Below are 24,460 nucleotides of genomic sequence, written 5' to 3'. Positions count from 1 at the left end.
GAAAAAAGGGATTCCGTTCTGTAAACGGAATCCCTTTCGGTTATTTTGTCATCTGCAGGTCCTTTGTTTTGATATAACCTGTCTTACCGCCGTAATCTGCATAGACCCAATCAAAGTCAAAGCCGCCTTTTTTTGTTTTACTCCAGCCTAAAAAAGATACGCTTGTGTTAGCCGGGAGTGTCTTGATGCTTTTTCCTTCAGCGGATGTATATGCTTTCGTCTTTGTTTTGGTTTTTATCGTTGTTGCTGCCTTTACAATGTAATGAGTGGAGACAAAGCCTGTCTTTCCGTTTTTGTAATGAACCTTTGCCCAATCAGCATTTGAAAACGAAATGAGCTTTAAGCTGTCGCCCAGATGAAGGGTGTCGGCTTTAGCGCTTGTAGCGGAGGCCTTTGTTCTGACATTCAGAGCCTCTGCTGAAACCAAGTAGGAATCAATCGGATAGCTGTATAAATCATCAATGCTTACGTTTGTTTTTGGCTGTTGTGCATGAATTGTGTTTGCCCCGCCGGCAGAAGCCGCAGTTATTCCGGCTGCAAGTGCAAGTGTAGACAGTATTTTCATGGGTTTGTTCATTGCGTTCCTCTCCTCACATAAGAGAAATAATCATTTCTATTATTCCTTTCACGTTTTGGCCGGTTGCTAAACATAAAAAAGGATCAGATAAAGATCTGATCCTTTGCATTATTTTTTCGTTTCCAGTTTCAGAGGTGCTGATATTGTTTTCTTAACTTTCTTTCCATGTAAAATCTGATCCGCTGCTTCCGTTGCCAATTTACCGATCAATTCAGGCTGCTGAGCGACAGTGGCTGAGAGCTTACCATCTTTAATCGAAGAAATCGCATCCTTATTTCCGTCAAAACCGACGACTAAAATTTCTTTGCCGGAGCTGTTAATCGCTTCGAGAGCTCCAAGCGCCATTTCATCATTATGAGCGAAAACCGCTTGGATATCCGGGTGTCCTTGGAGCAGATTTTCCATGACAGTCAGGCCTTTAGTGCGGTCAAAGTCAGCTGATTGTTTTGTGACAACATCCAGCTTTTGATCTGCGATTTTGTGAAAGCCTGAACCGCGCTCCCGTGTAGCGGAGGCACCCGGAACGCCTTCAAGCTCCGCCACCTTAGCACCTTTTCCAAGCTTGTCTGTGATGAACTCTGCGGCCATTTCTCCGCCTTTTACATTGTCTGAAGCCACGAGGGTTTCTATTTTGCCTTGTTCAGCGGACCGGTCGATTGAGACGACAGGCACACCGATCGAATTTGCAGACTCTACTGCCGTTGAAATAGCCGAAGAATCAGTTGGATTGATTAACAGGGCATCAACGCCTTGCTGAATTAAGTCCTCCACATCACTAGTCTGCTTGGAGGAATCATTTTGTGCATCGACGATGATGACCTTCATTCCGCGCTTTTCCGCTTCTTTTTCAATTCCCTTTTTTAAAGAAACAAAAAAGGGATTGTTAAGCGTTGAGATCGACAAGCCAATGGTAAATTCCTTTTTCTTATCTGAGTTTGACGGCTTCGCCCATTGGGGAGGCTCAAGCGAACAGGCGCTCAATATAAACAGTGACAGCGCCAAAATGACGGATACAGCCTTTTTCATGTAAAACCCTCCTATGCTGACTTTTTGCGGTCTAATAATACCGCGATTAAAATGACTATCCCTTTAACAACCAGCTGATAAAATGATGAGACGCCAAGCAGGTTGAGTCCGTTATTGAGTGTGCCGATAATCAGCACCCCGATTAACGTTCCGACAATGCGCCCGCGGCCCCCGGAAAGACTCGTTCCGCCTAAGACAACCGCTGCGATGGCATCCAGTTCATATGATTCTCCAGCTGTCGGCTGTGCCGAGTGGAGACGGGAAGTCAAAATCGCGCCGGCAAGAGCGGATAATAGACCGGCTAAAGCATAAATCATGACTTTTACACGTGTGACTTTTATGCCTGAGATGAGTGCCGCTTTTTCATTGCCGCCAATTGCGTATGTCCGGCGCCCGAACGGCGTTTTGTGTAGCAGCACCCAAAGGATAACAAAGGCGAGAACCATTGTAATTGCAGGTACTGGAATTCCTAAGAAATAACCGCGGCCGAACAGCTGAAAGGCATAGTTAGTGCCAAGCCCTGTGATCGGGTTTCCGTCTGTATACACAAGAGTAAGTCCGCGGAAGACAGTCATGGTCGCAAGCGTCGCGATAAAAGGGGCCATTTTCCCTTTTGTGATTAACAGTCCGTTGATCATCCCGAGAAGAGCGCCAATCAAACAGCCTATGATGACGGCGAGAATCGGGTCGGCACCAGATACAATCATACCCGCGACTAAGGCGCTGGACAGGGCGAGAATAGCCCCGACAGAAAGATCAATGCCGCCAGTTAAAATAACGAAGGTCATGCCGAATGCGATCAATCCGTTAATCGCCACCTGCCGAAGCAGGTTTAAAATATTCAAAGGCTCAAGAAAGCTCGGGTTTAAAATCGATACGATCATAACGAGAATAAATAAACCGAGAAACGGGCCGAGCTTCTGCATGATGCCATCGAAGTGAATCTGTTTTTTTTCTGATTGCTTCAGTTGTTCCGTTTTCATGTTACCGCCCTCCCGTGGCAAGTGTCATAATTCGTTCTTGTGTCGCTTCACGCGCTTCGATGTCTCCGCTGATTCTGCCTTCATGGACGACGATGATTCTGTCACTCATCCCGAGTATTTCCGGCAGCTCTGATGACACCATAATGATGCCGACACCGCGTTCAGTGAGCTCATTCATCAGCGTATAGATTTCCCGTTTCGCGCCCACATCCACGCCTCTTGTCGGCTCATCCAATATGAGCACTTTTGGGCCGATACCGATCCATTTGGCAATCACGACCTTTTGCTGGTTGCCGCCGGACAAATGGCGCGCGTGCGTTTCTGGTGAAGCCGTTTTGATGGTCAGGCGTTTTATGAGAAGGTCTACAAACGCTGCTTCCCGCTTGTGATCAATGATGCCCTTTGGAGAAAAACTGGCTAAATTGGGCAGCGCAATATTTTCCCGAATCGATGTGTCGAGCAGCAGTCCTTCATCCTTGCGGTTTTCCGTAATAAAACCGAGCCCTTTTTTCACAGCATCATACGGATTTTTAATCGCAGTCTTTTTTCCTGCAATCCAAATCTCACCCGAATCGAGCCGGTCAATGCCAAACAGTCCTCTCATTATTTCTGTTCGTCCGGCTCCCATTAAACCGGAAACGCCGACAATTTCACCGGAACGGACATAAAAGCTGATATCTTCAAAGCTTCCTTTTGAGGAGGCGTTTTTCACCTCAAATATTTTGTCTCCGAGTGAAGGGACGCGTTTAGGATACCGTTCCGTCAGCTCACGTCCGACCATTTTTTTCACGACCTCGTCAAAATTGGTTTCTGAAATGTTTGTTGTATCAACGGTTTTTCCGTCACGCATAATGGTGATTCTGTCGCAAATCGTAAAAATTTCTTCCATTCGATGTGAGATGTATACAATGGATACACCGTTCTTTTTTAAAGCCGTAATGACGTCAAACAGCTTGCTGATTTCCCGTTCAGTCAAAGCCGCGGTAGGTTCATCCATAATGATCACCTCGGCATTTGTCATGAGCGCTTTTGCGATTTCAATCATCTGCTGCTGTCCGACGGAACATTCACCCGCTTCTTGATCAAGTGAAAGTGAGACGGATAGTTTATCAAATTGTTCTTTTGCTAGCGCTTTCATTTTTCTGGTTTGTAAAATACCAAATTTCGTTGACATTTCTTTTCCGATAAATAGATTCTCAAGTACGGACATGTCCGGCCAGATATTCAGTTCCTGATGGATGAAGGCGATTCCGTGCTGCTCGGCTTCCTTTGGGTTGGAGAAATACGTCTCGTTACCATTTATGGTGATCCGTCCTTTGTCCAGTTTGTGCAGACCAGTCAGGATGTTCATCAGGGTGGACTTGCCGGCGCCGTTTTCTCCCATCAGTGCGTGAACTTCGCCAGGCTTGAGCTGAAAGGACACACCTGAAAGCACCTGGTTTTTTCCGAATGCTTTATGAATGTCATTCATTTCGATTTGCATATCGGTCCTCCTTTCTAGAAAAGCACACCCGCCTGCAGGATGCAGTTGGCGTATGGTGTGAATTCTCCTGTTCGTATGACAGCTTTAGCTTCTTTAGTCAGCTCCTTAAATTCCTCGTGGGGAAGGCAGTCAACTGCCTCTTCAGAAAAAAGGGTTTCTATAAAACTCGCATTCTCTGGATTGGATACCTTTATTTCGGATGCGACAATTACTTTTTCAACCGCCATTTCATCTGCCAGCACTGCGGCTACATCCCGGAAAGCCGGGAAACCCGGCTTCAGTGAGAGATCAATTTTCAGGACGCCGTCAGGAACGGGAAGCCCTGCATCAGCGATGACAATTTTGTCAGTATGGCCAAGGTCAGCCAATAGCTTGGCAAGATGACTGTTCAGTATACCGTGTCTTTTCATGACAGCAGCTCCTCTACTTCTTTTCTGGACGGCATTCCGCCTTGAGCGCCGAAAGAACATACAGATAGGGAGGCGGCGCGGTTTGCGAACCGTAATGCAGCTTCAATATCTTTTTCCTCCGCCAGCGCCACTGCAAGAGCCGCGTTAAACGTATCACCCGCCCCGGTTGTATCGACAGGCTCAACAGGGAAGGAAGGGATGATCCGCTCTTTGCTGCCGGTTGAATAGCGCACGCCTTGTTTGCCTTCAGTGATAAAGAGCTTCGCTGGATAAAGCGCCAATGCTGCAGAAACCGTCAGCTCCGGAAATAAGATCGCCGCCTCATGTTCATTCGGCGTAAGATAGGTGGCATGGTCAATGGTTTCCTGCTTCAGCGGGCGGGCCGGTGCCGGGTTAAGCATGATCGGGATGTCGTGAGAATGGCAGTATCTGCACACTTCATCAACCGTTTCTTCCGGGATTTCCTGCTGAATCAGAACCATATCGATATTTTCAAGTTTTTCAAGAGCGTCTATCGCATAAGATGGGGTGATCTCATCATTTGCGCCTTTAACGACGACAATACTGTTATCACCTTCGGCAAGCACGATGTGGGCGGTGCCGCTTTCTTTATGTGTAACCGGTTCCATATAGTCGGTGCGAACACCGTTTGCTTTTAAATTATTCATGATGGCTGTTCCATATTGATCGTCACCAACCTTGCCAATCATAAAAACATTGGCGCCGAGTCTGGCGGCGGCAACAGCCTGATTCGCGCCTTTACCGCCCGGCACAGTTTGAAATGAAGTACCCAGCACGGTTTCGCCCGCGTTTGGGCGTTTGTCTGAGGTGACCACCAAATCCATAGAACAGCTTCCTATCACACAAATATTACGCATCGTTTTCTTCCTTTCTTGTCGTGTTTCTTCTTATATACATGACGGGCATTTGAATCGCCGTTTCTGCGAGAGGCTGTTTTTTTATGATGCTCAAAAGAAGTTTAGCCGCTTCTTTACCCATGTCATATGCCGGCTGTTTAATCGTTGACAGCGGCGGAAACAGCAGCTCGCTTTGGGGAATATCATCGTAGCCGATAATTTGAATATCCTCGGGCACTTTTTTCCCGCGCCGCAAAGCTTCATGCAAAACAGCCGCTGCTTGAATGTCATTACTGGCAATTACCCCGTCTGTCTCAGGATATAAGACAAACAGCTCCTTTGCCAGTGCCTGTGCATCCTTAAAAGAAAAGGACGCCGTCTCGATGATCTGAAAATCAACACCCGCCTGCTGTAATACCTCTAAAGCGCCGTGAAAGCGGTCTTGGGCAGTGGGCAGGTGAGCAGGGCCCTTCAGGAGCGTAATGTGTTTGCTTTTTCCATGAACAATTGCTTCCGCTGCTAATTTTCCTCCGGTATGTCCGTCACTGGATACAGAAGGAGCGCCTTCAGGTGTTCTGTCCAGGAAAACGACTGGCTGATCAATGCCGCTGTATTCCTCAAGATGCGGATAATTTGTTGCAGCAATAATACCTGCGACATGATTTTGTTTAAAGGTTTGAAGGTATTCAAGTTCTTTATTTAATTCCTCGTCACTGTTGCCGAAAATAAGCCGATAGCCTTCCCGGTTCAATTCATCCTCCGCGCCGCGGGCAAGCTGGGGGAAGAAAGGGTTTGTAATGTCCGGAAGCAAAAGCCCGATCAGCCTGGATTCTCTTTTATAAAGAGACCTGGCGACTTCGTTCGGATAATAGTTCAGCTTCTCCATGGCGGTCATCACACGTGTTCTCGTTTCTTTATGCACATAGCCGTTGTCATTCAGAACGCGGGAGACCGTTGCAACTGAGACGCCCGCGGCTCCCGCGACATCTTTAATTGTAGCCAACACAGCTCCTCCTCATATATGTAACCGTTTACATAGATAGATTATCATGAACATTCTGTTATTGGCAATAAGAAAAAAAATAAAACATGGCGATAGAGCAAACCGAACTGTAAATGGTGTATAAATATGAGAATTTAAAGATCATCACGCTTTTTTTGACAAAGTCTTCACAAATCTGGATGAACATTTCATGAACGAATATTAAGTTTTATTAAAATTGTTTCAAAGTCATGCGTTTAGACCTGTAAATAGGATAAAACAGATTAGACTATCCGCCCAGGAAATGTTTAATTATGTTAGAGAACCTGGACCTGTTTGTTTGCCGTTTTTATTGCAGGGGCCATTAGTCAATTTGGAATGGGCCTAATATTGTCTATTCCGTGCAGAAAGGATGACATTATGACCTTATCCTTAAGAAACAGGCAGAAATAATTTTGTGTTCATAAGAACCGGAAACACGCATTGTATCAGCAAAAGCCTGATATACCGGGCTGGAAAAAAGATTGATTTGAAATGCATATTAAACTGAACATTCAAGGCGTGACTAAACGTCCAGAAGGAAATCATTTGGTAAATGAAAGCGCATTCGTTTTTAGTATTAAAAAAATCGATAAGATGTAAGTCCTGTCAATTTCCAAAAATAGAAAACACTTTGTAGGTACAAAATCTCTTTCAAAAGAGAAGTTTGGCTCAGTAGATTAGGGGAGATTATGTTACATAATGCCGATTGAGAATTCATAGTGATTCTATATACTGATGAATGAATTTACAACAATATAGAAGGAGATGTCGATAAGCAATGTGGTTACTCATTATAGCCTGTGCTGTCATACTGGTCATCGGAATATTAGAAAAACGGCGACATCAGAAAAACATTGATGCCCTCCCTGTTCGAGTGAATATTAACGGCATCCGAGGAAAGTCCACTGTGACAAGGCTGACAACCGGAATATTAATAGAAGCCGGTTACAAAACTGTCGGAAAAACGACAGGAACGGACGCAAGAATGATCTATTGGGATACACCGGAGGAAAAGCCGATTAAACGGAAACCTCAGGGACCGAATATCGGCGAACAAAAAGAAGTCATGAGAGAAACGGTAGAAAGAGGAGCCAACGCCCTCGTCAGTGAATGTATGGCCGTTAATCCGGACTATCAAATTATCTTTCAGGAAGAACTTCTTCAAGCTAATATCGGTGTCATCGTAAACGTGCTGGAAGACCATATGGATGTCATGGGACCGACGCTAGATGAAATTGCGGAAGCGTTTACCGCTACTATTCCTTATAATGGCCATCTTGTCATTACAGATAGTGAATATACCGAGTTCTTTAAACAAAAAGCCAAAGAGCGAAACACAAAAGTCATCATTGCTGATAACTCGAAAATTACTGATGAATATCTTCGTAAATTTGAATATATGGTATTCCCTGATAATGCTTCTCTCGCATTGGGTGTGGCTCAAGCACTCGGCATTGATGAAGAAACAGCGTTTAAAGGAATGCTGAATGCGCCGCCAGATCCGGGAGCAATGAGAATTCTTCCGCTGATCAGTCCGAGCGAGCCTGGGCACTTTGTTAATGGGTTTGCCGCAAACGACGCTTCTTCTACTTTGAATATATGGAAACGTGTAAAAGAAATCGGTTATCCGACCGATGATCCGATCATCATTATGAACTGCCGCGCAGACCGTGTGGATCGGACACAGCAATTCGCAAATGACGTATTGCCTTATATTGAAGCAAGTGAACTGATTTTAATCGGTGAAACAACAGAACCAATCGTAAAAGCTTATGAAGAAGGTAAAATTCCTGCAGACAAACTGCATGATCTGGAGTACAAATCAACGGAAGAAATTATGGAATTGTTAAAGAAAAGAATGCACAACCGTGTCATATATGGCGTCGGCAACATTCATGGTGCCGCAGAGCCGTTAATTGAAAAAATCCACGAATATAAGGTTAAGCAGCTCGTAAGCTAGGAGGAAATGCAGACATGTTCGGATCAGATTTATACATTGCACTCATTTTAGGTGTACTACTCAGTTTAATTTTTGCGGAAAAAACAGGGATTGTGCCGGCAGGGCTTGTTGTACCGGGGTATTTAGGACTTGTGTTTAATCAGCCGGTCTTTATTTTACTCGTATTATTAGTCAGCTTGCTCACCTATGTCATTGTGAAATTCGGTTTATCCAAGTTTATGATTTTGTATGGACGCAGAAAATTCGCTGCCATGCTGATCACAGGAATTGTCCTGAAAATTGCCTTTGATTTTCTATACCCGATTGTACCATTTGAAATCGCAGAATTTCGAGGAATCGGCATTATCGTGCCAGGTTTAATCGCCAATACCATTCAGAAACAAGGATTAACAATTACGTTCGGAAGCACGCTGCTATTAAGCGGAGCGACCTTTGCTATCATGTTTGTTTACTACTTAATTTAATGTAAGGTGTGTCAAACGATGAAAAAAGAACTGAGCTTTCATGAAAAGCTGCTGAAGCTGACAAAACAGCAAAAAAAGAAAACCAATAAGCACGTATTTATCGCAATTCCGATCGTTTTTGTCCTCATGTTTGCTTTTATGTGGGCAGGTAAAGCAGAGACGCCAAAGGTTAAAACCTATTCAGATGACGTTCTTTCAGCCTCATTTGTAGGCGATATTATGATGGGGCGCTATGTTGAGAGAGTAACGGAACAAAAAGGGGTAAGCAGTATTTTTCAATACGTTGAGCCTATCTTTAAAGCATCAGACTACGTAGCCGGAAACTTTGAAAACCCGGTAACTTATAAAAAGAACTATAAGGAAGCAGAAAAAGAAATTCATTTGCAGACAAACAAGGAATCCGTAAAAGTCCTGAAGGATATGAATTTCACGGTCCTTAACGGCGCGAATAACCATGCCATGGATTACGGCGCACAGGGCATGAAAGATACACTTGAAGAATTTTCGAAACATAACCTTGATATCGTTGGGGCTGGATACAGCTTGAGCGATGCGAAAAAGAATATCTCATATCAAGAAGTAAATGGGGTAACTATCGCAACCCTTGGATTCACGGATGTATCCGGCAAAGGTTTCGCGGCTAAAAAGAATACACCGGGCGTGCTTCCCGCAGATCCGGAAGTCTTTATCCCTATGATTTCAGAAGCGAAAAAACATGCTGATGTCGTAGTTGTACAGTCACACTGGGGACAAGAGTATGATAATGATCCGAATGACCGTCAGCGCCAATTGGCAAGAGCTATGTCTGATGCAGGTGCCGATATCATCGTCGGCCATCACCCGCACGTCCTTGAACCGATCGAAGTCTATAACGGGACCGTCATTTTCTACAGTCTGGGGAACTTTGTGTTTGACCAAGGCTGGACAAGAACCAGAGACAGTGCGCTCGTGCAGTATCATTTGAAGAAAAACGGAACGGGACACTTTGAGGTAACGCCGATTGATATCCATGAAGCGACACCTGCCCCGGTTAAAAAAGGCAGTCTGAAACAGAAAACAATTATTCGCGAACTGACGAAAGACTCTAATTTTGCATGGGAAGTAGAAGACGGAAAACTGACTTTTGATGTCGATCACAGTGACAAACTAAAATCTAAATAATGGAGTGATATAAGATGAAATTTGTCAAAGCCATCTGGCCATTTGTTGCCGTTGCAGTCGTGTTTATGTTTATGTCAGCTTTCAAATTCAACGATCAGCTGAGTGATCAGGAGAAGCAGAAAATCGATACAGAAATTCATAAAATTCAACAGCAGGAAGAAACGGCAAACGCCGCTAAATAACACACAAAAAAAAGAGAATGTCTTACGAGACATTCTCTTTTTTTATTTGCCATTTCGAAAGCCAGCATATTCATTCTGTAAAAATATGAAAAAGTCTCTTAACATATCTAGAAAAATACCGATGTTAAAACTGCAAATAGAGGAGGAGATAATAAAAGTGAACACACTGGCAAACTGGAAGAAGTTTTTGCTTGTGGCCGTTATGATTTGTTTTTTGGTTCCTATTATGACAAAAGCGGATATTGCGGAGGCTGATGCAAAATCTGACCTGATCATCAGTGAAGCAAAGAAACTGCTTGGGTATAAGTATAGATACGGCGGTGAAACACCGAAAGAGGGCTTCGATTCATCTGGATTGATTCAATATGCTTTCGGTCAGGCTGATATTCATCTGCCGAGATCTGTGAACGACCAGTCAAAAGTCGGAATGGCAGTAAAGCCGGCAGATCTAAAACCAGGTGATATTTTATTTTTCAAAAAAGCGGGAAGCAGCGGGACTGCACCGACACACGCCGCTCTTTACATTGGAGACGGGCAAATGATTCACAGCACCCTATCAAAAGGGGTTATCGTAACAAACTACAAAAAAAGCAGCTATTGGAGCGGCTCTTATATTGGAGCGAAACGAGTCGCTGCCGATCCGGAGACTGCTGATGTGGCTGTTGTGCAGGAGGCCGAAAAATACCTCGGCATTCCGTACGTTTTTGGCGGAAGCACGCCGTCAGAGGGCTTCGATTGCTCAGGGCTTGTGCAATATGTCTTTAAACAGGCGCTTGACATCTATCTGCCGAGATCAGCAGAGCAGCAGTGGGCAGTAGGCGAGAAGGTGGCGCTTCAGAACATGAAACCCGGTGATGTCATCTATTTCAGCAATACGTATAAAACAGGAATTTCGCATGCCGGCATTTATGCAGGAGGCGGAAGGTTCATTCAGGCGAGCCGGTCTGAAAAAGTAACCATTTCCTACTTATCAGAGGATTATTGGAAATCTAAGATGACAGGCATCCGCCGGTTTAACAACCTGACGATTCCGAAAGAAAATCCGATTGTGTCGGAGGCGACGCTCTATATCGGGGAAGTTCCTTACAAAAAGGGCGGGGTTTCTCCAGAAACAGGATTTGATACTTCTGGCTTTATCCAATATGTTTACCAGAAAGCGGCAGGCATTTCACTGCCCCGATACGCGACGAGCCAGTATAAAGCGGGAACAAAGGTTGATAAGGCTGACCTGAAACCGGGGGACATTGTCTTTTTCCAATCAACAAGCTTAAACCCGGCCATCTATATCGGAAATGGCCAAGTCGTTCATGTCACATTAACAAATGGTGTAACCATTACCAATATGAATACGAGCACGTATTGGAAAGATAAATACGCGGGAAGTATTCGCGTGCAATAAAAAACAAAGACTCCAGAATCTCTGGAGTCTTTTCTTTATGCATATTGGCCGGATAGAAGCTGGTCTATAAAGTGGGCCACGCCATTTTCATCATTGCTTTTCGTCACGTAAGTGCTTTTTTCTTTCAGTTCATCAATCGCATTTTCCATGGCGATTCGGTGTCCTGCCACTTCGAACATGGATAAATCATTCGGACTGTCACCAATCGCATAGATATCTTGCGTCTCAATGCCGTATTTGCCGGCAAGCTCAGTCAGCGCGCGCCCTTTGCCGGAAGAGGCTGGAAGAATTTCGATAATGTGCTTTCCGGAAGAGGTTTGCGCCAGTTTTTTATGATGCTTCAGTTCTTCCTTCGCATGTCTCAGTTTTTCCATATCAAAGGAGAAGCAAAGGAGCTTGTAAATGTTTTCGCTGCCGTCGAAAATCGATTCGATATGCGGGATCGGTTTGATGCCGAACTGCTTGAACTGGGTCATGGCTCCTTTCCACAATTCATCCATGTTTTCATCTGGATTGGCGCTCCTTAAAATGTCAAGCTCTGCTTGAAGCTTAGATTCGCCGTCAAAAGGAGAAAGCAGATGGTCATCTGTATAGACCTCGAAGTAAATATTTTTTGAGAGCAGGTAATCAGCAATCGCTTTGCCGGCCTCTTGATCCATTAATGTCCGGCTGATCAGGCTATAGCCTTTGTCATGAACCGTTCCGCCATTTGCCGCGATGATAGGGATATCCAAGCCTTCCAGCAGCGCTTTAACATCAAACGTTGCTCTTCCTGTGCAAATGGTAACGAGGATACCCGCATCAAGCGCCCGCTTGATAGCCGCTCTGTTTTCATTAGAAATGATGCTTTCCTTATTCAGCAATGTACCGTCTAAATCAATTGCTATTAATTTCATATGTAGGGGAAACCTCCTTAATAATGAAGCTGCTTCGTGTAGTATGTTCAGCTTTCATACGAAACATAAACCATATAGGACAAGGCTAAACCTTACGATCCTATTTTTCAACAATGAAATATGTAAAACGGGATGGCTGCACGCCATCCCGTTCATTATACACCTAAATCGTTTTGCAGCTCTTCTTTCACTTCCTGCAGTTTTTCCTGATTCAATCTGAAATAGTAGACGCCGCCAGGCTCATAGTCATAGCCTGTCAGCTGGATGGATTCAACCGACTTCAGTGAAGTGATAAACGGGAACAAGCCAATGGCATCTTTAAGAGATAGATTCATTTTTAAGTTTTCTCCCATTGTATCCACAATATCATCATAAGCCGGTATGGAGCTAAGCGATTTTGATTTATCGATAATGGCTTTCAGCACTTCCATTTGTCTTTGTCCGCGTAAAAGGTCACTGTCGGCTTTACGTGTTCTTACGTAAGCCAGCGCTTCCTCTCCATCAAGCGTGTGTGTGCCTTGTTGAAGGACAACTTTTCCTTTTGTATCCTTTTTGATTTGCTGGATGACTTTATCGCTTTTTACGTTGACTGTAACGCCATTCAGCTCATTTACCACGTCTTCAAACGCGGTGAAGTTGCTTTCGACTACATAATCAACGGGAATATCAAGCATTTCTTCAACTGTTTTCACACTTAGATCTACGCCGCCATAGGCGTGGGCATGCGTAAACTTATCATAGCCATGGCCTGGAATATTCACATAGGCGTCGCGCGGAATGCTCAGCATTTTGGCTGTTTTTTCTTTGCGGTTAAAGGTAATCAGTACATTCGCATCACTTCTGGCCTGGTCTACCGTCTCACCGTTTTTCTCCCTGGCATCAATTCCTAAGAGCAATACAGAGAAAGAATCCTTTCCAGGATCAAACTCTTTAATCCGTTTTACAGATTGTTCTCCGCGGGCAAGACTGACGTGAGCTTCTTTAGAAGCGTTGTTCAGTTTGACATAAGCGTATGTGCCGACAGAACCTGCGGCAATGATGAGAAAAGCCATTACACCGGCTAATAATTTCACCCATTTTCTTAGGCGTCTCTTTTTCTTCTTACGTTGTGATCGTTCTTCCATATCAATACCTCACGTTTCATTAATATTTGAAGCGTACCATTCATTTTGCCGTAGGGCAACTGCTGATAAGACAATATTCGATAAAAATTCCTATATTTATATGTTTTTGTTTTTAGAGATTTATGATGATGTGCTGAATCACCTTCTATTGGACGCCACTGGGGAAAAAAATGTTTCGGTGCAGTTGAAAAAAACGCCAGTAAATTAATGGATATTAGATGTCTGTACGTCTGCATAGGTTTATTTGCCGGAAAAATAGGCTAAAAGATTTCTAAAAAACTCCGTGGACAGTACCATTGGATCACTGATTGGAGAAAGGGAGTCATTTCTATGAAGAAGCAGTCAAATATATGGCTTTATTTTTTCGGCGCTCTTGGTGGCGCTTTATACGGCTATGATACCGGCGTCATTTCGGGAGCCATTTTATTTATGAAAAAGGATTTAGGCCTCAACGCCTTTACAGAGGGACTTGTTGTCAGCTCTTTATTAATCGGAGCGATACTCGGTTCCGGAGCGGCTGGCAAGCTGACGGACCGTTTTGGCAGGAAAAAAGCGATTATGGCTGCCGCGCTGCTGTTTTGTATAGGCGGATTGGGAGTTGCGCTTGCGCCAAATACAGGAGTGATGGTGCTCTTTAGAATCATTCTGGGACTGGCAGTCGGAACATCGACAACGATCGTGCCGCTGTATTTGTCTGAGCTGGCGCCAAAAGAGAAACGGGGTGCGCTGTCGTCCCTCAACCAGCTGATGATTACGGTCGGCATCCTGCTTTCCTATATCGTCAATTACATATTTGCCGATGCGGAAGCGTGGCGCTGGATGCTTGGATTGGCTGCCGTACCATCATTGCTCCTGCTCATTGGTATTTTGTTTATGCCTGAGAGCCCGCGCTGGCTGTTTACAAATGGTGAAGAGGGCAAAGCGAAGAAAGTTCTTCAAAGATTGCGGGGAACAAAGGATATTGATCAGGAAATCCATGATATTAAAGAAGCGGAAAAAGAGGACGAAGGCGGTCTGAAGGAGCTGTTCGATCCGTGGGTGCGCCCGGCGCTGATTGCCGGATTGGGACTGGCGTTTCTGCAGCAATTTATCGGTACGAACACAATCATTTATTATGCGCCGAAGACCTTTACAAACGTCGGGTTCGGAAACTCCGCCTCTATTTTAGGAACGGTCGGAATCGGAACAGTGAATGTTCTTATGACTCTTCTCGCCATTAAAATCATTGATAAAATCGGCAGAAAGCCGCTGCTGTTATTCGGGAATGCAGGCATGGTGATCAGCTTGATCGTCCTGGCTATGGTGAATCTCTTTTTCGATAACACCCCGGCTGCATCATGGACGACAGTCATTTGCTTAGGCGTGTTTATCGTTGTGTTTGCCGTCAGCTGGGGCCCGGTTGTCTGGGTGATGCTTCCTGAACTATTTCCGCTTCATGTGAGAGGCATCGGGACTGGGGTCTCCACCTTGATGCTGCACGCTGGAACTTTGATTGTTTCACTAACCTATCCAATTTTAATGGAAGCGATCGGCATCAGCTATTTATTCCTGATTTATGCTGCGATCGGCATTATGGCGTTTCTATTTGTCCGGTTTAAAGTAACAGAGACGAAAGGAAAAAGCCTTGAAGAAATCGAGCAGGATTTGCGCGATAAAAACGGTCAGGGAGGACCGGCAGGTAAACAGCAGACAGCGGGAACGTAAATCATATTCAAAAGGGTGCTGCCAACAGGCGCACCCTTTTTGCTGCTTACCTTCCAACCGTTCCAAAATTAATGATTTTGAACGAAATATCGTATGTGAACTCTGCCTCAGTGAACGTTTCATCCCAATGCCCTTTTACTTTATTCCAGTAATCCGGGTATTGAATCCGAACGTAGTCAGATAAAAAGATAGGGTCTGCTTTATACGTATGCTGCAGCTGATCCATAATCTGCTTGATATCGTGTTTCAGCTTTTTCTCAAAAATGTTTTCCAGCTTACGCAAATAACTCTCGCTAAAAGAATTCTCTCTTGGACTTTGATCTTCTGTCAGAATGCCTGTTGTTTTGACAGAAATATGAAAGACAGGCTTTCCATTCTGAATGGCAGGTTTGATTTTTGATTTGGACTTCTTAATCTCAAATGTAATCGGAGATCCTTTTTCTTCCGCCGGCATGACGCCGCCTTGGATCGTCCCCATTACCCATGTCAGCGCTTGTGTTTCATCCGCTGAAAGAAATCCGACGAGTTTATTGCTGCCGCTTTTAATAATGCCAGCCCCGTCATACTTTGCTTTTCCCTTTTGGTTTTTCACGGCTTGAATGAGAAAACTGTAGCCGTTTTGGCAATAGATAGAAGCTCTTCCGATCCGAAGCGGTATCATAATTTTCCCGTTATATCCGCTGTTGTTTGTCAGATCAATCAGCTTTTCGGAAGGCATCGGCAGCTGCTGCTTTGGACTTCCTTCCGTGAAAATGTCTCCAGCTTCCCCTCTGGCTGCCATCAAATAGCTGCTTCTCCTCAGCTCATCATCCCGGATAAAATGGTTGAACAATTGATCGATATTTTGATTTTTCATTAGCTTTTCTCCCAAAAGAATCACTTTCAAATGATCGCTATAGATAGGAGGGTCCTTGATGGATACATCACTGACCGCTTCGAGAATGGTTTTCCCGCGGGAGGTCACATTGACAAATTCCGGTTTTCCTGATGATTGGCTGTCTTCACTTTGGGGAAGAAGGTTTTGATAGGTTAATTTATACTGATGGTCATCAGTTTCATCGATAGCAAGTCCTCTGGCGAAAGACAGTTTTTCAATATTTTTGACATCCCAGCATCCGCAGAGCAGCTGCAGCATCAGAACCATTGCTGCAAGCTTTATAATTGTCTTCATTGCAGCTGACCCCTCCCCAGCTTCTTCTGTACCCAGCTCAAAAACCAGATGAGAAATGGTATGATAATGACACCTAAAAATGCATATCCGAGAAGTGAACCGTAATAAAACACGGCATTCAGATCGTCAGGAAGCATTGTGAAGAAAAATGTAACAGCCAGCAGTGCAGCAAGCAGCCACGGATTGTTTTTATTTTTTAGGTGAAAGACATCTGTTAATCCGATATGCGCGCCTTTAAAGGAGCCGAGCATACATGCAAATTGCTGAGCTGTCCAAGTCAATTGTAAAAACAGATCAAATCGTTCAATAAAAATCCCTGGGATTTCTAATGCGTGGATGAGTGAAATGGTCGGCCACGTCACTGTTTTAGCTTCAGCCACACTCATACAGCCAATGACAATAAACAAAGTAATGCTGTAGAAAACAGTTGAGGTTGCAATGCCTAAAGCGACAGCTTTTTTAACCTTCTTCGGATCTTTCATAAAGGGAATGAGATACAAAATGACTTCAAATCCTGAAAAATATAAAAGGGTTTTAGGAAATAAAGAGAAAAAACTTTGATAGCCGCCTGCAAATACGGGTCGGATAAAATCTAACTGAAACAAACGAAAGCTAAACATCAGAAGCATCAGAAAAATAATAATAGTAATAGGAAAGATATACGCATATACCTTCGCAATGGGGTAAACGCCTCCGGCCACATGATAGATGGCAACCGCCAGAAAAATAATGACGACAACCGCCATCGGCGTGTTTTTTAATAGAAAGAATGCGACAACCTCTCCCAAGACCCGGGCTTGAAAGCATACGATACCGATAAAATAAAGGGTAATAAATAAATTCAAAAAGAAACCGATCAATTTTCCGGCTGCAATGCTGTTGAGCTCAAAAATCGTTTTTCCGCTGTTTCGTTGAAGAAAAGGCAAAAATAACAGAGCATAAATGATAAAAATAACGCCCTGAAGCAGGATCATAATCCATCCGCTCGGACTTTCGGTTTCAGCGGCTGAGCGGGGAAGGGTTAAGACACCGGCACCGATCATTGTACTGCTTACCATAATAAGCGTCTGCATAAATGTAAGCTTGTCCTCTGATTGCATCATAGCCATCACCTTTGTCTGATTTTATCTTTTGTGTCTTTACGGGTAGGTCTCCTTTTTAAAAATAGGGTAGGGATGCGAATCACAGTGTCCTTTAAATCTTGTCCGGGCTGTGCCATTATGGGAATAATGTAATCTTGGCCAAAACTTTTCAGTCGCATCAAGTGGCCGATCACAAACAGAAAGACCATGATGACGCCATACATGCCAAGTATCGCGGCACTTATCATACCCGCGATGCGAATAATCCGCAGCGGAAAGTTAAAGGCGTATGAAGGAACGGTGAATGATGCCAATGCGGTAATTGATACAACTATGACCATCAGTGCGCTGACGATTTGCGCCTGTACGGCTGCCTGTCCAATGACAACGCCTCCAATAAGCCCAATCGTCTGCCCGATCGGTTTTGGCAATCTTAAACCGGCTTCCCTGATCAGTTCTATCGTAAATATCATAATAAAGGCTTCGACAAAAGGCGGAAAGGGTACATTCAGCCTGCTGCCCGCAATCGAAATGGCCATTCTCGTCGGCAAAAGACCGGTGTGGAAGGAAACGAGAGAAATATATAAGCCGGGCAAATAAATGGTAATCAGGATGCTTGAATAACGAAGCAAACGAATAAGAGACATTGTAATCCAGCGCTGGCTGTAATCATCCGGTGAATGAATAAATTCATCCACCGTTGCCGGTACAATCAATGCAAATGGTGTACCATCTACTAATATGGAGACTCTTCCTTCTAACAATGAGCTTTCTACACGATCAGGCCGTTCTGTGCTTAAAATCGTGGGAAAAATTGAAAAGGGTTCATCTTCAATGAGCTGTTCAAGTGTACCTGATTCCGGCAAATCATCTGTCGTGATGGCTTTCAGCCGTTTAAACACTTCTTTTATGACATAATCAGGTGCAATATCCTGAATATAAGCGACAGCTATCTTTTTTTTCGTCCTTTTGCCTATTGTCATTTCTTTTATGACGAGATTAGGATCACTCGTCCGCTCTCGCAAAAGCGCCGTGTTTGTCCGCAATTTTTCAATAAAGCCAATCTTCGGCCCGCGTTCCACGATTTCTGAGGAAGGCTCTTCAAGGTTGCGCGTCATTAACGTTTTCGTGTCAAATGCCAGCCCCGCGCTGTAACCGTCGGCCAGCAAAATGGTATGTCCGGTAAAAATGAGCTGCTGTATTTCTTTTATTGTAGAAACAACGCTGTGATGATAGCCGAAAAAGAAAGCGGATAAATCTTCAATAAAGCCTTCTTTTTGAGCTAATGATTCTTTTTGTAAAGGAGAAATGACGTATTGCGCCAGAAGCTTATTTTCTGTCAAACCGTCAATATACAGCAGGCAAGCCTTCTGTCTGCTGTCTCCGAAAGAAAACGTATAAAACACGATATCGTCGTTTTGCCCCAATTTTTTTTTCAGTGTTTCTATATTGTGCTGGAGATCAGAGTCGATTTGCATAGTTTCTCTCCTTTATAAAAACATATTGACGGTTTTTCTTAATTTGTATCAAAAAAGGAGAATTATTCTTCATAAGGAAAAGGCTGAAACAAACCTTCTTTTGAAAGTGATATAATAAAAAGGAAGCGTTTTCTCAAAAAGGGGTCATTGATACGTAATGCTTTGTACATATGTTGTCATTGAAAAGCAGACAGACATAGGGGCGTTTGTAAGGGGCACGCATCGGGAAAATAATGATCAGCCATTTAAAGGGGAGGGGTACGGATCATGACGCAATCACCGATTTTTTTCAAGCCAGTGTTTAAAGAAAGAATCTGGGGCGGCACCGCTTTACGCGATGTCTTTGGGTATGACATTCCATCAGAAACAACAGGGGAGTGCTGGGCCATTTCCGCTCATCCAAAAGGACCGAGCACTGTTGCGAATGGCCCGTATAAAGGAAAGACATTGACCGAGCTTTGGGATGAGCACCGGGAATTGTTCGGAGGCGTGGAGGGAGACCGGTTCCCGTTACTGACGAAGCTGCTGGACGTAAAAGAAGATACGTCAATTAAAGTCCATCCCGATGATTATTACGCTGGAGAGAACGAACAGGGAGAACTCGGCAAGACGGAGTGCTGGTATATTATTGACTGCAAAGAAAATGCAGAGATCATTTACGGACATACGGCCCGCTCAAAAACTGAACTTGTCACAATGATTAACAGCGGTGACTGGGAAGGCCTGCTGCGAAGAATCAAGATTAAGCCGGGTGATTTCTATTATGTGCCGAGCGGTACGATACACGCTTTATGCAAAGGAACGCTTGTGTTAGAGACCCAGCAAAATTCAGATGCCACATATCGGGTCTGCGACTATGACCGTCTCGAACTAAGCGGCAAGCCAAGGGAGCTTCATTTTGCAAAAGCCATTAACGCGGCGACCGTTCCCCATGTGGACGGATATATAGACGAATCAACCGAATCAAGAAAAGGAATAACAATTAAAACGTTTGTCCAAGGGGAATACTTTTCCGTCTATAAATGGGACATTAATGGAGAGGCTGAGCTTTCGCAGGATGAGAGCTTCTTGATATGCAGTGTAATAGAAGGAAGCGGTTCGCTTACGTATGGAAAAGAAACATGCCCGCTTAAAAAGGGCGATCACTTTATTTTGCCTTACAATATGTCCGACTTCACAATTAAAGGCACATGCACATTGATTGTGTCACACATGTAAACTTAATCTCACTTAGAGATTAAGTTTTTTATTTTTCAAAAATGGAATGGATTGACCTATAAAGAGAGCATACGCGTGCCGATAAATAAACTAGTTTTATATACTCATTGAATAAGAAAGAGGAGAAGGAATGAAAAAGAGATTAATCGCACCGATGCTCCTGTCCGCCGCGTCCCTTGCCTTTTTTACCATAACCGGCTCTGCACAGGCTGCAGCGTATACGGACTACTCGATTTATAAGGTGGAGCCGGCAAAAACATTCAGCACAGAAAGCCAAGCCTCTCAGGCCGCCGCCAAATTGGAAAAAGACACAGGCTGGGATGCCTCCTATCAGGCTTCAGGCACAACAGCAACCTACCAAATTACCGCTACAGGCATACATAGCGAAGCACAAGCTAAAACCGTGCTGAGCGGACTGACAAAACAGACAGCCATTACAGGCACATCCAGTCCAGTCGGCAGCAAACAGCCGTATATGACCATCACATCCGGCGCAATATCAAGTGAAAAACAGGCCAACACCCTGCTGGCCAAGCTTAAGCAGGAAACAGGGGTATCCGGCGCTGTGAAGATGTCCGGCACAGCCCAGTTTTACATGAACGTGGTTACCTCGGAAATAGCAGAAGAGACGAGGGTCAAGGAGCTTATCCAAGGCCTGACAAAGAAAACGGGGATAAAAAGCACGTACCAGCCCGTTACACATGAAGTGTCTGTAACAAGCATTCAATCAGGCGCTATTATCGGAGACAGCAAGGCTGCCCAAGTCAAAAACGCATTCCAAAAAGAATCAGGACTGAAGGCATCATTAAAAGAAACAGCGAAAGGCCAAGCCTATTACACGTTTACAACAGCCTCTATATCAGGTGAAGCAAACGCCAAGACTTTGTTACAGCAGCTGAAACAAAGTACCGGAATTACGGGAAGCTACAAGTCAATCAATCAAAAAACAACAGCAGACGTATACAATGTCCAATCGGCTTATTTCAAAGGGCTGAATACAGTGAAGGATGCCATCAGCCAAATCAAGAAAAACACTGGGGTGTCCGGATATTATCAAAAGGTCGGCAAAAGCACATCATATACGGTAAACATGAAGAATTTGACAAAACAGCAGCTTCAAAAGGTCGACGCATTCTTCAAAAAGAAAAAATGGCATTACACGTCATCTGCCGTGAAAAAAACGGCAACGTCATCTGCCTATCAAATTACGACTGCACAGATTTTAGGTGAGCAGCAGGCCAACAAAGCTACGGCCTTCTTCACACAGAAAAAAGTAAAGGCAACGAAAAAAGCGACTGGAAAAAAAGCCGAAAACCAATATCAGCTCATTTCTGAAGAAACAACAGACCAAGCAAAAGTTACAAAAGGTTTGAACGTTTTAAAGAAAAATAAGCTAAGTGCTGCAGCAAAAACAGTAAAAAAACAAACTGCCAACACGTTTAAAATTACAACTGAATCTCTGCTGGAAGCGGCTAAAGTCAATGAAGCCATCACGTTCTTTAAATCGAATCAGATTTCAGCCACAAGCAAAAAAACGGGTCAGACAGCAGGAAGTAAATATCAAATCACCACTGAGGCGATCATTAGCCAAGAGGACATCGATCGTGTACTTGCTTTTTTCAAAAAAAATAACGCCTCTGGCACAGCTGTGAAAACAGGCGCGACAGCATATACACAATACAAAATCCTGACATCTCAGCTCAGCAGCAAAACAGCATTAAACAATGGACTGAACTATTTTAAAGCTCTACAGTTAAGCGCGAACTACACGACCAAAAGCAACACGCTTTATAAAATTAGCCTTAACGAGCAATTCACAGGCAATAGCGCAGCTTCAGCGGCATCAGCGAAGCTGAAACAATTATATGGATGGACATCATCCACTGTAAAAATAAAGAACGGTCCGCAAATCATGAAAACGAATTATAATCTCTCGCTTCGTGATATGGTTCAAAAACAAATGAAAGTCAGCCCGCAAACCGACGGTGCAGCTTACGTATCACTCACGTATATCAATACAGCAACCTCAACGGTTACAGCTGATGTACTCAACATCCGGTCAACGCCGGCAGTCAGTCCGACGAACGTCATCGGCCAATTAAAAAAAGGCGATAAAGTGAAAATCATCGGCCAGACAAACGGGTGGGCTAAAATCAATATGGGGTGGAGAAACGCTAGCAGCGATGAAGTAGGACAATACGTTGACCCGAACAACTTTTCCAAGGACAGCAAATACTACTTCCAATTTCTTAAGCTGTCACAGACAGCCGGCCTCAGCGTTGCCGAAGTCAATCAGAAAGTGCTTGCGGGCAAAGGCATACTGACAGGGAAAGCAAAGGCATTTATCGATGCCGCAACTAAGTACAGCATCAACGAGCTATATTTAATCTCACACGCTCTCCTTGAAACAGGCAACGGAACATCTGATTTGGCCAATGGTTTAACCTATAACGGAAGAACCGTTTATAACATGTACGGAATCGGCGCATACGATAGCAACCCGAACTACTACGGCGCCAAATACGCATACGAGCAAGGCTGGTTCACACCAGAAGCCGCCATTATCGGGGGCGCCAAGTTCATAGGCTCATCCTACATTCATAACACAGCCTACAATCAAGACACGCTATACAAGATGAGATGGTCAGCCACAGCTGCACACCAATACGCAACAGATATCGGCTGGGCGTACAAACAAGTAAACCGCATGTATAGCCTGTATTCATTACTGGATGGGTACACACTGTATTATGATGTTCCGGAGTATCAATAAATAGCAACTGAAAAACTTATGAATCGGTATGCAATCTCTATTTGTTATCTTTTTATTTTTTCTAAAATAGGCTGAAGCTCTGTATGTATGCTTCAGCCTATTTTTAATTTCATACTTCAATCTTGTCAGCAACAATCATAAATACGCTCATTCTTGAACCATTTGGAATGGCAGCATCATCAGGTCTAATTTTTGTGTTTCCTTTGATAAAACCTATCTCAAGAACATTTGATTTTTCACCGCCGGCAAAATACCAAGACCCCATGCGGATATCCTTCTGTTTTAAACGAAAATCTCCCTCTATTGCTTGATGGAGTAAACTGATATAGCGTTCATTTAAATTAACTTGGAGGTTTCCCTCTGTATTGATAGTAATATTTTGGACTACATTTGATGTGTATGATGGTAAATAACCTGAAGCTGGAACCACCCATTTTTTATTTTGGGCATTATATTCTAATATGAATGTTTGAATAAAAGGTTGGAATCTCTCTGGTGATTTTTCTTGATGACCGACCGTTTTTAATAAAGGAGTCCGAATGATAGGTACGTGATTCATAAAATTTTCATAAGAGTGGTACGCATAAATTCTGCTTATTCTACTGCCTTCTTTACCGCTGGTGATTCCTACCATCAGAGATTTTGCTCCAGTTTCGGGATTAGTGTACAAGCAAATCCCTTCAGGTTCACGGAAATTATTTTCATATCGATAAGAAAGGTCACTGCCAACAGTAATTTCTTTCTGTAACAAAATCTTACCGGAAGTATCGAACACAGTAATGAGGTTGGGAAACGTTTTGCTGTTAGTATCTCCTGTATACCAATATAAATATCCGTCATCTAAAAAGAACCCTTGTAAGTAATGAAGTTCTTCAGGAATGTTTATCGTATATAGAGGGTTATTTTTATTTGCTATTGCATCGTCCAGGTTAAAGACTGTAACCCATTGTTTCTTATTGACTGTATCATATTGTCTGAGTGCCAGCTGTCTATTTTTCATATCAAGTGCAGGTGTAACCCTATGATTTAAAGGGAGATTAGAGAAGCGCTGAAGTTCCTTGGAATTTTCGTCTAAAGTAGCACCAGCTTTATATGGAAAACAAACTAAATCACTTTTATCTGTTTCATTCGGTCTATCGTATAGTGACCAGATATAAATGGTGCCGTTTCGGTTTTCAATCCCGATATTTGTACCGTGTCCTCCATGTTTCAATAGCATGCTGTCTAATTGCAATCCCTCAAAAGAAAGACGGGTTATCCGAAAGCTTTGAGGGCTTCCGCCTCCCATCCCGGTTGCTACTTGTGTCGTATAAATTTGATGATTTTTTTCGTCGAAATTAAATGATTGAAGGACCGTTTTGTCAGCAACACGAAGTTCAGTAAATAATTTAGGAGTTATTTTTGTGAAATTAAACAGTTCTTTTTGGGCCATATGTTCATCACCTCTATCAATTTTTGCTGCCACCAGAAGCAACTATTTATATTAAA

Annotated in this window: 21 protein-coding genes; 8 read left to right on the top strand and 13 right to left on the bottom strand. The window is 43.7% G+C overall.

The genetic code is table 11. The features are described 5' to 3' along the window. Window positions 1-40: 40 nt before the first annotated feature. The 7 genes from P3L57_RS17880 to P3L57_RS17850 form a co-directional block, all read right to left on the bottom strand. Entirely contained in the window at window positions 41-577 is a 537-nt protein-coding gene (locus tag P3L57_RS17880; protein ID WP_069486823.1) for an SH3 domain-containing protein, read from the bottom strand. Window positions 578-685: 108 nt separating this feature from the next. Then, complete coding sequence (gene rbsB / locus P3L57_RS17875; RefSeq protein WP_069486824.1) at window positions 686-1,603, bottom strand: ribose ABC transporter substrate-binding protein RbsB; 918 nt, start codon at window positions 1,601-1,603, stop codon at window positions 686-688. A gap of 11 nt (window positions 1,604-1,614) precedes the next feature. Further along, window positions 1,615-2,586, bottom strand: coding sequence for a ribose ABC transporter permease RbsC (gene rbsC, locus P3L57_RS17870; protein WP_059292403.1), 972 nt, complete (start codon window positions 2,584-2,586; stop codon window positions 1,615-1,617). 1 nt (window position 2,587) lies between these two features. Then, window positions 2,588-4,069: a sugar ABC transporter ATP-binding protein gene (locus P3L57_RS17865; RefSeq protein ID WP_044159584.1), complete on the bottom strand. Its 1,482-nt coding sequence runs from the start codon at window positions 4,067-4,069 to the stop codon at window positions 2,588-2,590. A 14-nt stretch (window positions 4,070-4,083) separates the two neighbouring features. After that, on the bottom strand, window positions 4,084-4,479 hold the full coding sequence (gene rbsD / locus P3L57_RS17860) for a D-ribose pyranase (RefSeq protein WP_069486825.1): 396 nt from the start codon (window positions 4,477-4,479) through the stop codon (window positions 4,084-4,086). Then, the gene (gene rbsK / locus P3L57_RS17855) at window positions 4,476-5,357 is read right to left on the bottom strand and encodes a ribokinase (protein ID WP_069486826.1); all 882 of its coding nucleotides are present in this window, start codon (window positions 5,355-5,357) and stop codon (window positions 4,476-4,478) included. Before rbsK ends, rbsD begins: the two co-directional genes overlap by 4 nt. Then, a complete protein-coding gene (locus P3L57_RS17850) occupies window positions 5,350-6,339 on the bottom strand; it encodes a LacI family DNA-binding transcriptional regulator (protein WP_069486827.1) in 990 nt (329 codons plus the stop codon). The genes rbsK and P3L57_RS17850 overlap by 8 nt, the downstream gene beginning before the upstream one ends. A 799-nt stretch (window positions 6,340-7,138) precedes the next feature. On the opposite strand from P3L57_RS17850, the gene pgsB reads away from it, so the two are divergent. The 5 genes from pgsB (at window position 7,139) to P3L57_RS17825 (ending at window position 11,526) form a co-directional block, all read left to right on the top strand. Next, the gene (pgsB, locus tag P3L57_RS17845; RefSeq protein WP_019715925.1) at window positions 7,139-8,320 is read left to right on the top strand and encodes a poly-gamma-glutamate synthase PgsB; all 1,182 of its coding nucleotides are present in this window, start codon (window positions 7,139-7,141) and stop codon (window positions 8,318-8,320) included. Between the two features lie 14 nt (window positions 8,321-8,334). Beyond that, complete coding sequence (gene pgsC, locus P3L57_RS17840; protein WP_010332116.1) at window positions 8,335-8,784, top strand: poly-gamma-glutamate biosynthesis protein PgsC; 450 nt, start codon at window positions 8,335-8,337, stop codon at window positions 8,782-8,784. An 18-nt stretch (window positions 8,785-8,802) separates the two neighbouring features. After that, window positions 8,803-9,945: a capsular polyglutamate synthetase PgsA gene (gene pgsA, locus P3L57_RS17835; protein WP_044159574.1), complete on the top strand. Its 1,143-nt coding sequence runs from the start codon at window positions 8,803-8,805 to the stop codon at window positions 9,943-9,945. Between the two features lie 14 nt (window positions 9,946-9,959). Then, window positions 9,960-10,127, top strand: a complete 168-nt coding sequence (edmS, locus tag P3L57_RS17830) for an extrachromosomal elements maintenance protein EdmS (protein WP_044159572.1) — start codon at window positions 9,960-9,962, stop codon at window positions 10,125-10,127. Between the two features lie 157 nt (window positions 10,128-10,284). Next, on the top strand, window positions 10,285-11,526 hold the full coding sequence (locus P3L57_RS17825; RefSeq protein ID WP_083244493.1) for a C40 family peptidase: 1,242 nt from the start codon (window positions 10,285-10,287) through the stop codon (window positions 11,524-11,526). Between the two features lie 35 nt (window positions 11,527-11,561). Here P3L57_RS17825 and P3L57_RS17820 read toward each other — a convergent pair whose 3' ends face one another. Next, window positions 11,562-12,422 (bottom strand): Cof-type HAD-IIB family hydrolase, encoded by an 861-nt coding sequence (locus P3L57_RS17820; RefSeq protein ID WP_044159568.1) that lies wholly within the window; start codon window positions 12,420-12,422, stop codon window positions 11,562-11,564. A 155-nt stretch (window positions 12,423-12,577) separates the two neighbouring features. Beyond that, window positions 12,578-13,546: an LCP family protein gene (locus tag P3L57_RS17815; RefSeq protein ID WP_069486829.1), complete on the bottom strand. Its 969-nt coding sequence runs from the start codon at window positions 13,544-13,546 to the stop codon at window positions 12,578-12,580. Window positions 13,547-13,876: 330 nt separating this feature from the next. Between P3L57_RS17815 and P3L57_RS17810 the strand changes: the two genes are divergently transcribed. Continuing rightward, on the top strand, window positions 13,877-15,250 hold the full coding sequence (locus P3L57_RS17810) for a sugar porter family MFS transporter (RefSeq protein WP_264798205.1): 1,374 nt from the start codon (window positions 13,877-13,879) through the stop codon (window positions 15,248-15,250). 46 nt (window positions 15,251-15,296) lie between these two features. On the opposite strand, the gene P3L57_RS17805 is transcribed toward P3L57_RS17810, so the two are convergent. The 3 genes from P3L57_RS17805 to gerBA are packed head-to-tail and all read right to left on the bottom strand — an operon-like array spanning window position 15,297 to window position 18,981. Then, a complete protein-coding gene (locus tag P3L57_RS17805; protein ID WP_044159561.1) occupies window positions 15,297-16,421 on the bottom strand; it encodes a spore germination protein GerBC in 1,125 nt (374 codons plus the stop codon). Further along, complete coding sequence (gerBB, locus tag P3L57_RS17800) at window positions 16,418-17,524, bottom strand: spore germination protein GerBB (RefSeq protein ID WP_202647757.1); 1,107 nt, start codon at window positions 17,522-17,524, stop codon at window positions 16,418-16,420. Before gerBB ends, P3L57_RS17805 begins: the two co-directional genes overlap by 4 nt. A gap of 5 nt (window positions 17,525-17,529) precedes the next feature. After that, complete coding sequence (gerBA, locus tag P3L57_RS17795; protein WP_059353656.1) at window positions 17,530-18,981, bottom strand: spore germination protein GerBA; 1,452 nt, start codon at window positions 18,979-18,981, stop codon at window positions 17,530-17,532. A gap of 267 nt (window positions 18,982-19,248) precedes the next feature. Here gerBA and manA point away from each other — a divergent pair, with 267 nt between their 5' ends. Together manA and P3L57_RS17785 are read left to right on the top strand one after the other, a co-directional pair. After that, window positions 19,249-20,199, top strand: a complete 951-nt coding sequence (gene manA / locus P3L57_RS17790) for a mannose-6-phosphate isomerase, class I (protein WP_059292413.1) — start codon at window positions 19,249-19,251, stop codon at window positions 20,197-20,199. 130 nt (window positions 20,200-20,329) lie between these two features. Next, the gene (locus tag P3L57_RS17785; RefSeq protein ID WP_264798204.1) at window positions 20,330-22,972 is read left to right on the top strand and encodes a glucosaminidase domain-containing protein; all 2,643 of its coding nucleotides are present in this window, start codon (window positions 20,330-20,332) and stop codon (window positions 22,970-22,972) included. A 109-nt stretch (window positions 22,973-23,081) separates the two neighbouring features. Here the strand turns inward: P3L57_RS17785 and P3L57_RS17780 are convergent, their stop codons facing one another. Then, window positions 23,082-24,404 carry a phage baseplate protein gene (locus P3L57_RS17780; protein WP_069486833.1) on the bottom strand — a complete coding sequence of 441 codons (1,323 nt, stop codon included), beginning with the start codon at window positions 24,402-24,404 and terminating at the stop codon, window positions 23,082-23,084. Window positions 24,405-24,460: the final 56 nt, after the last annotated feature.

Source organism: Bacillus sp. B28, from assembly GCF_029536185.1.
GTDB lineage: Bacteria > Bacillota > Bacilli > Bacillales > Bacillaceae > Bacillus > Bacillus halotolerans.
Note: the sequence above shows the minus strand (reverse complement) of the source record. Positions and strands in the feature narration are given on the sequence as shown.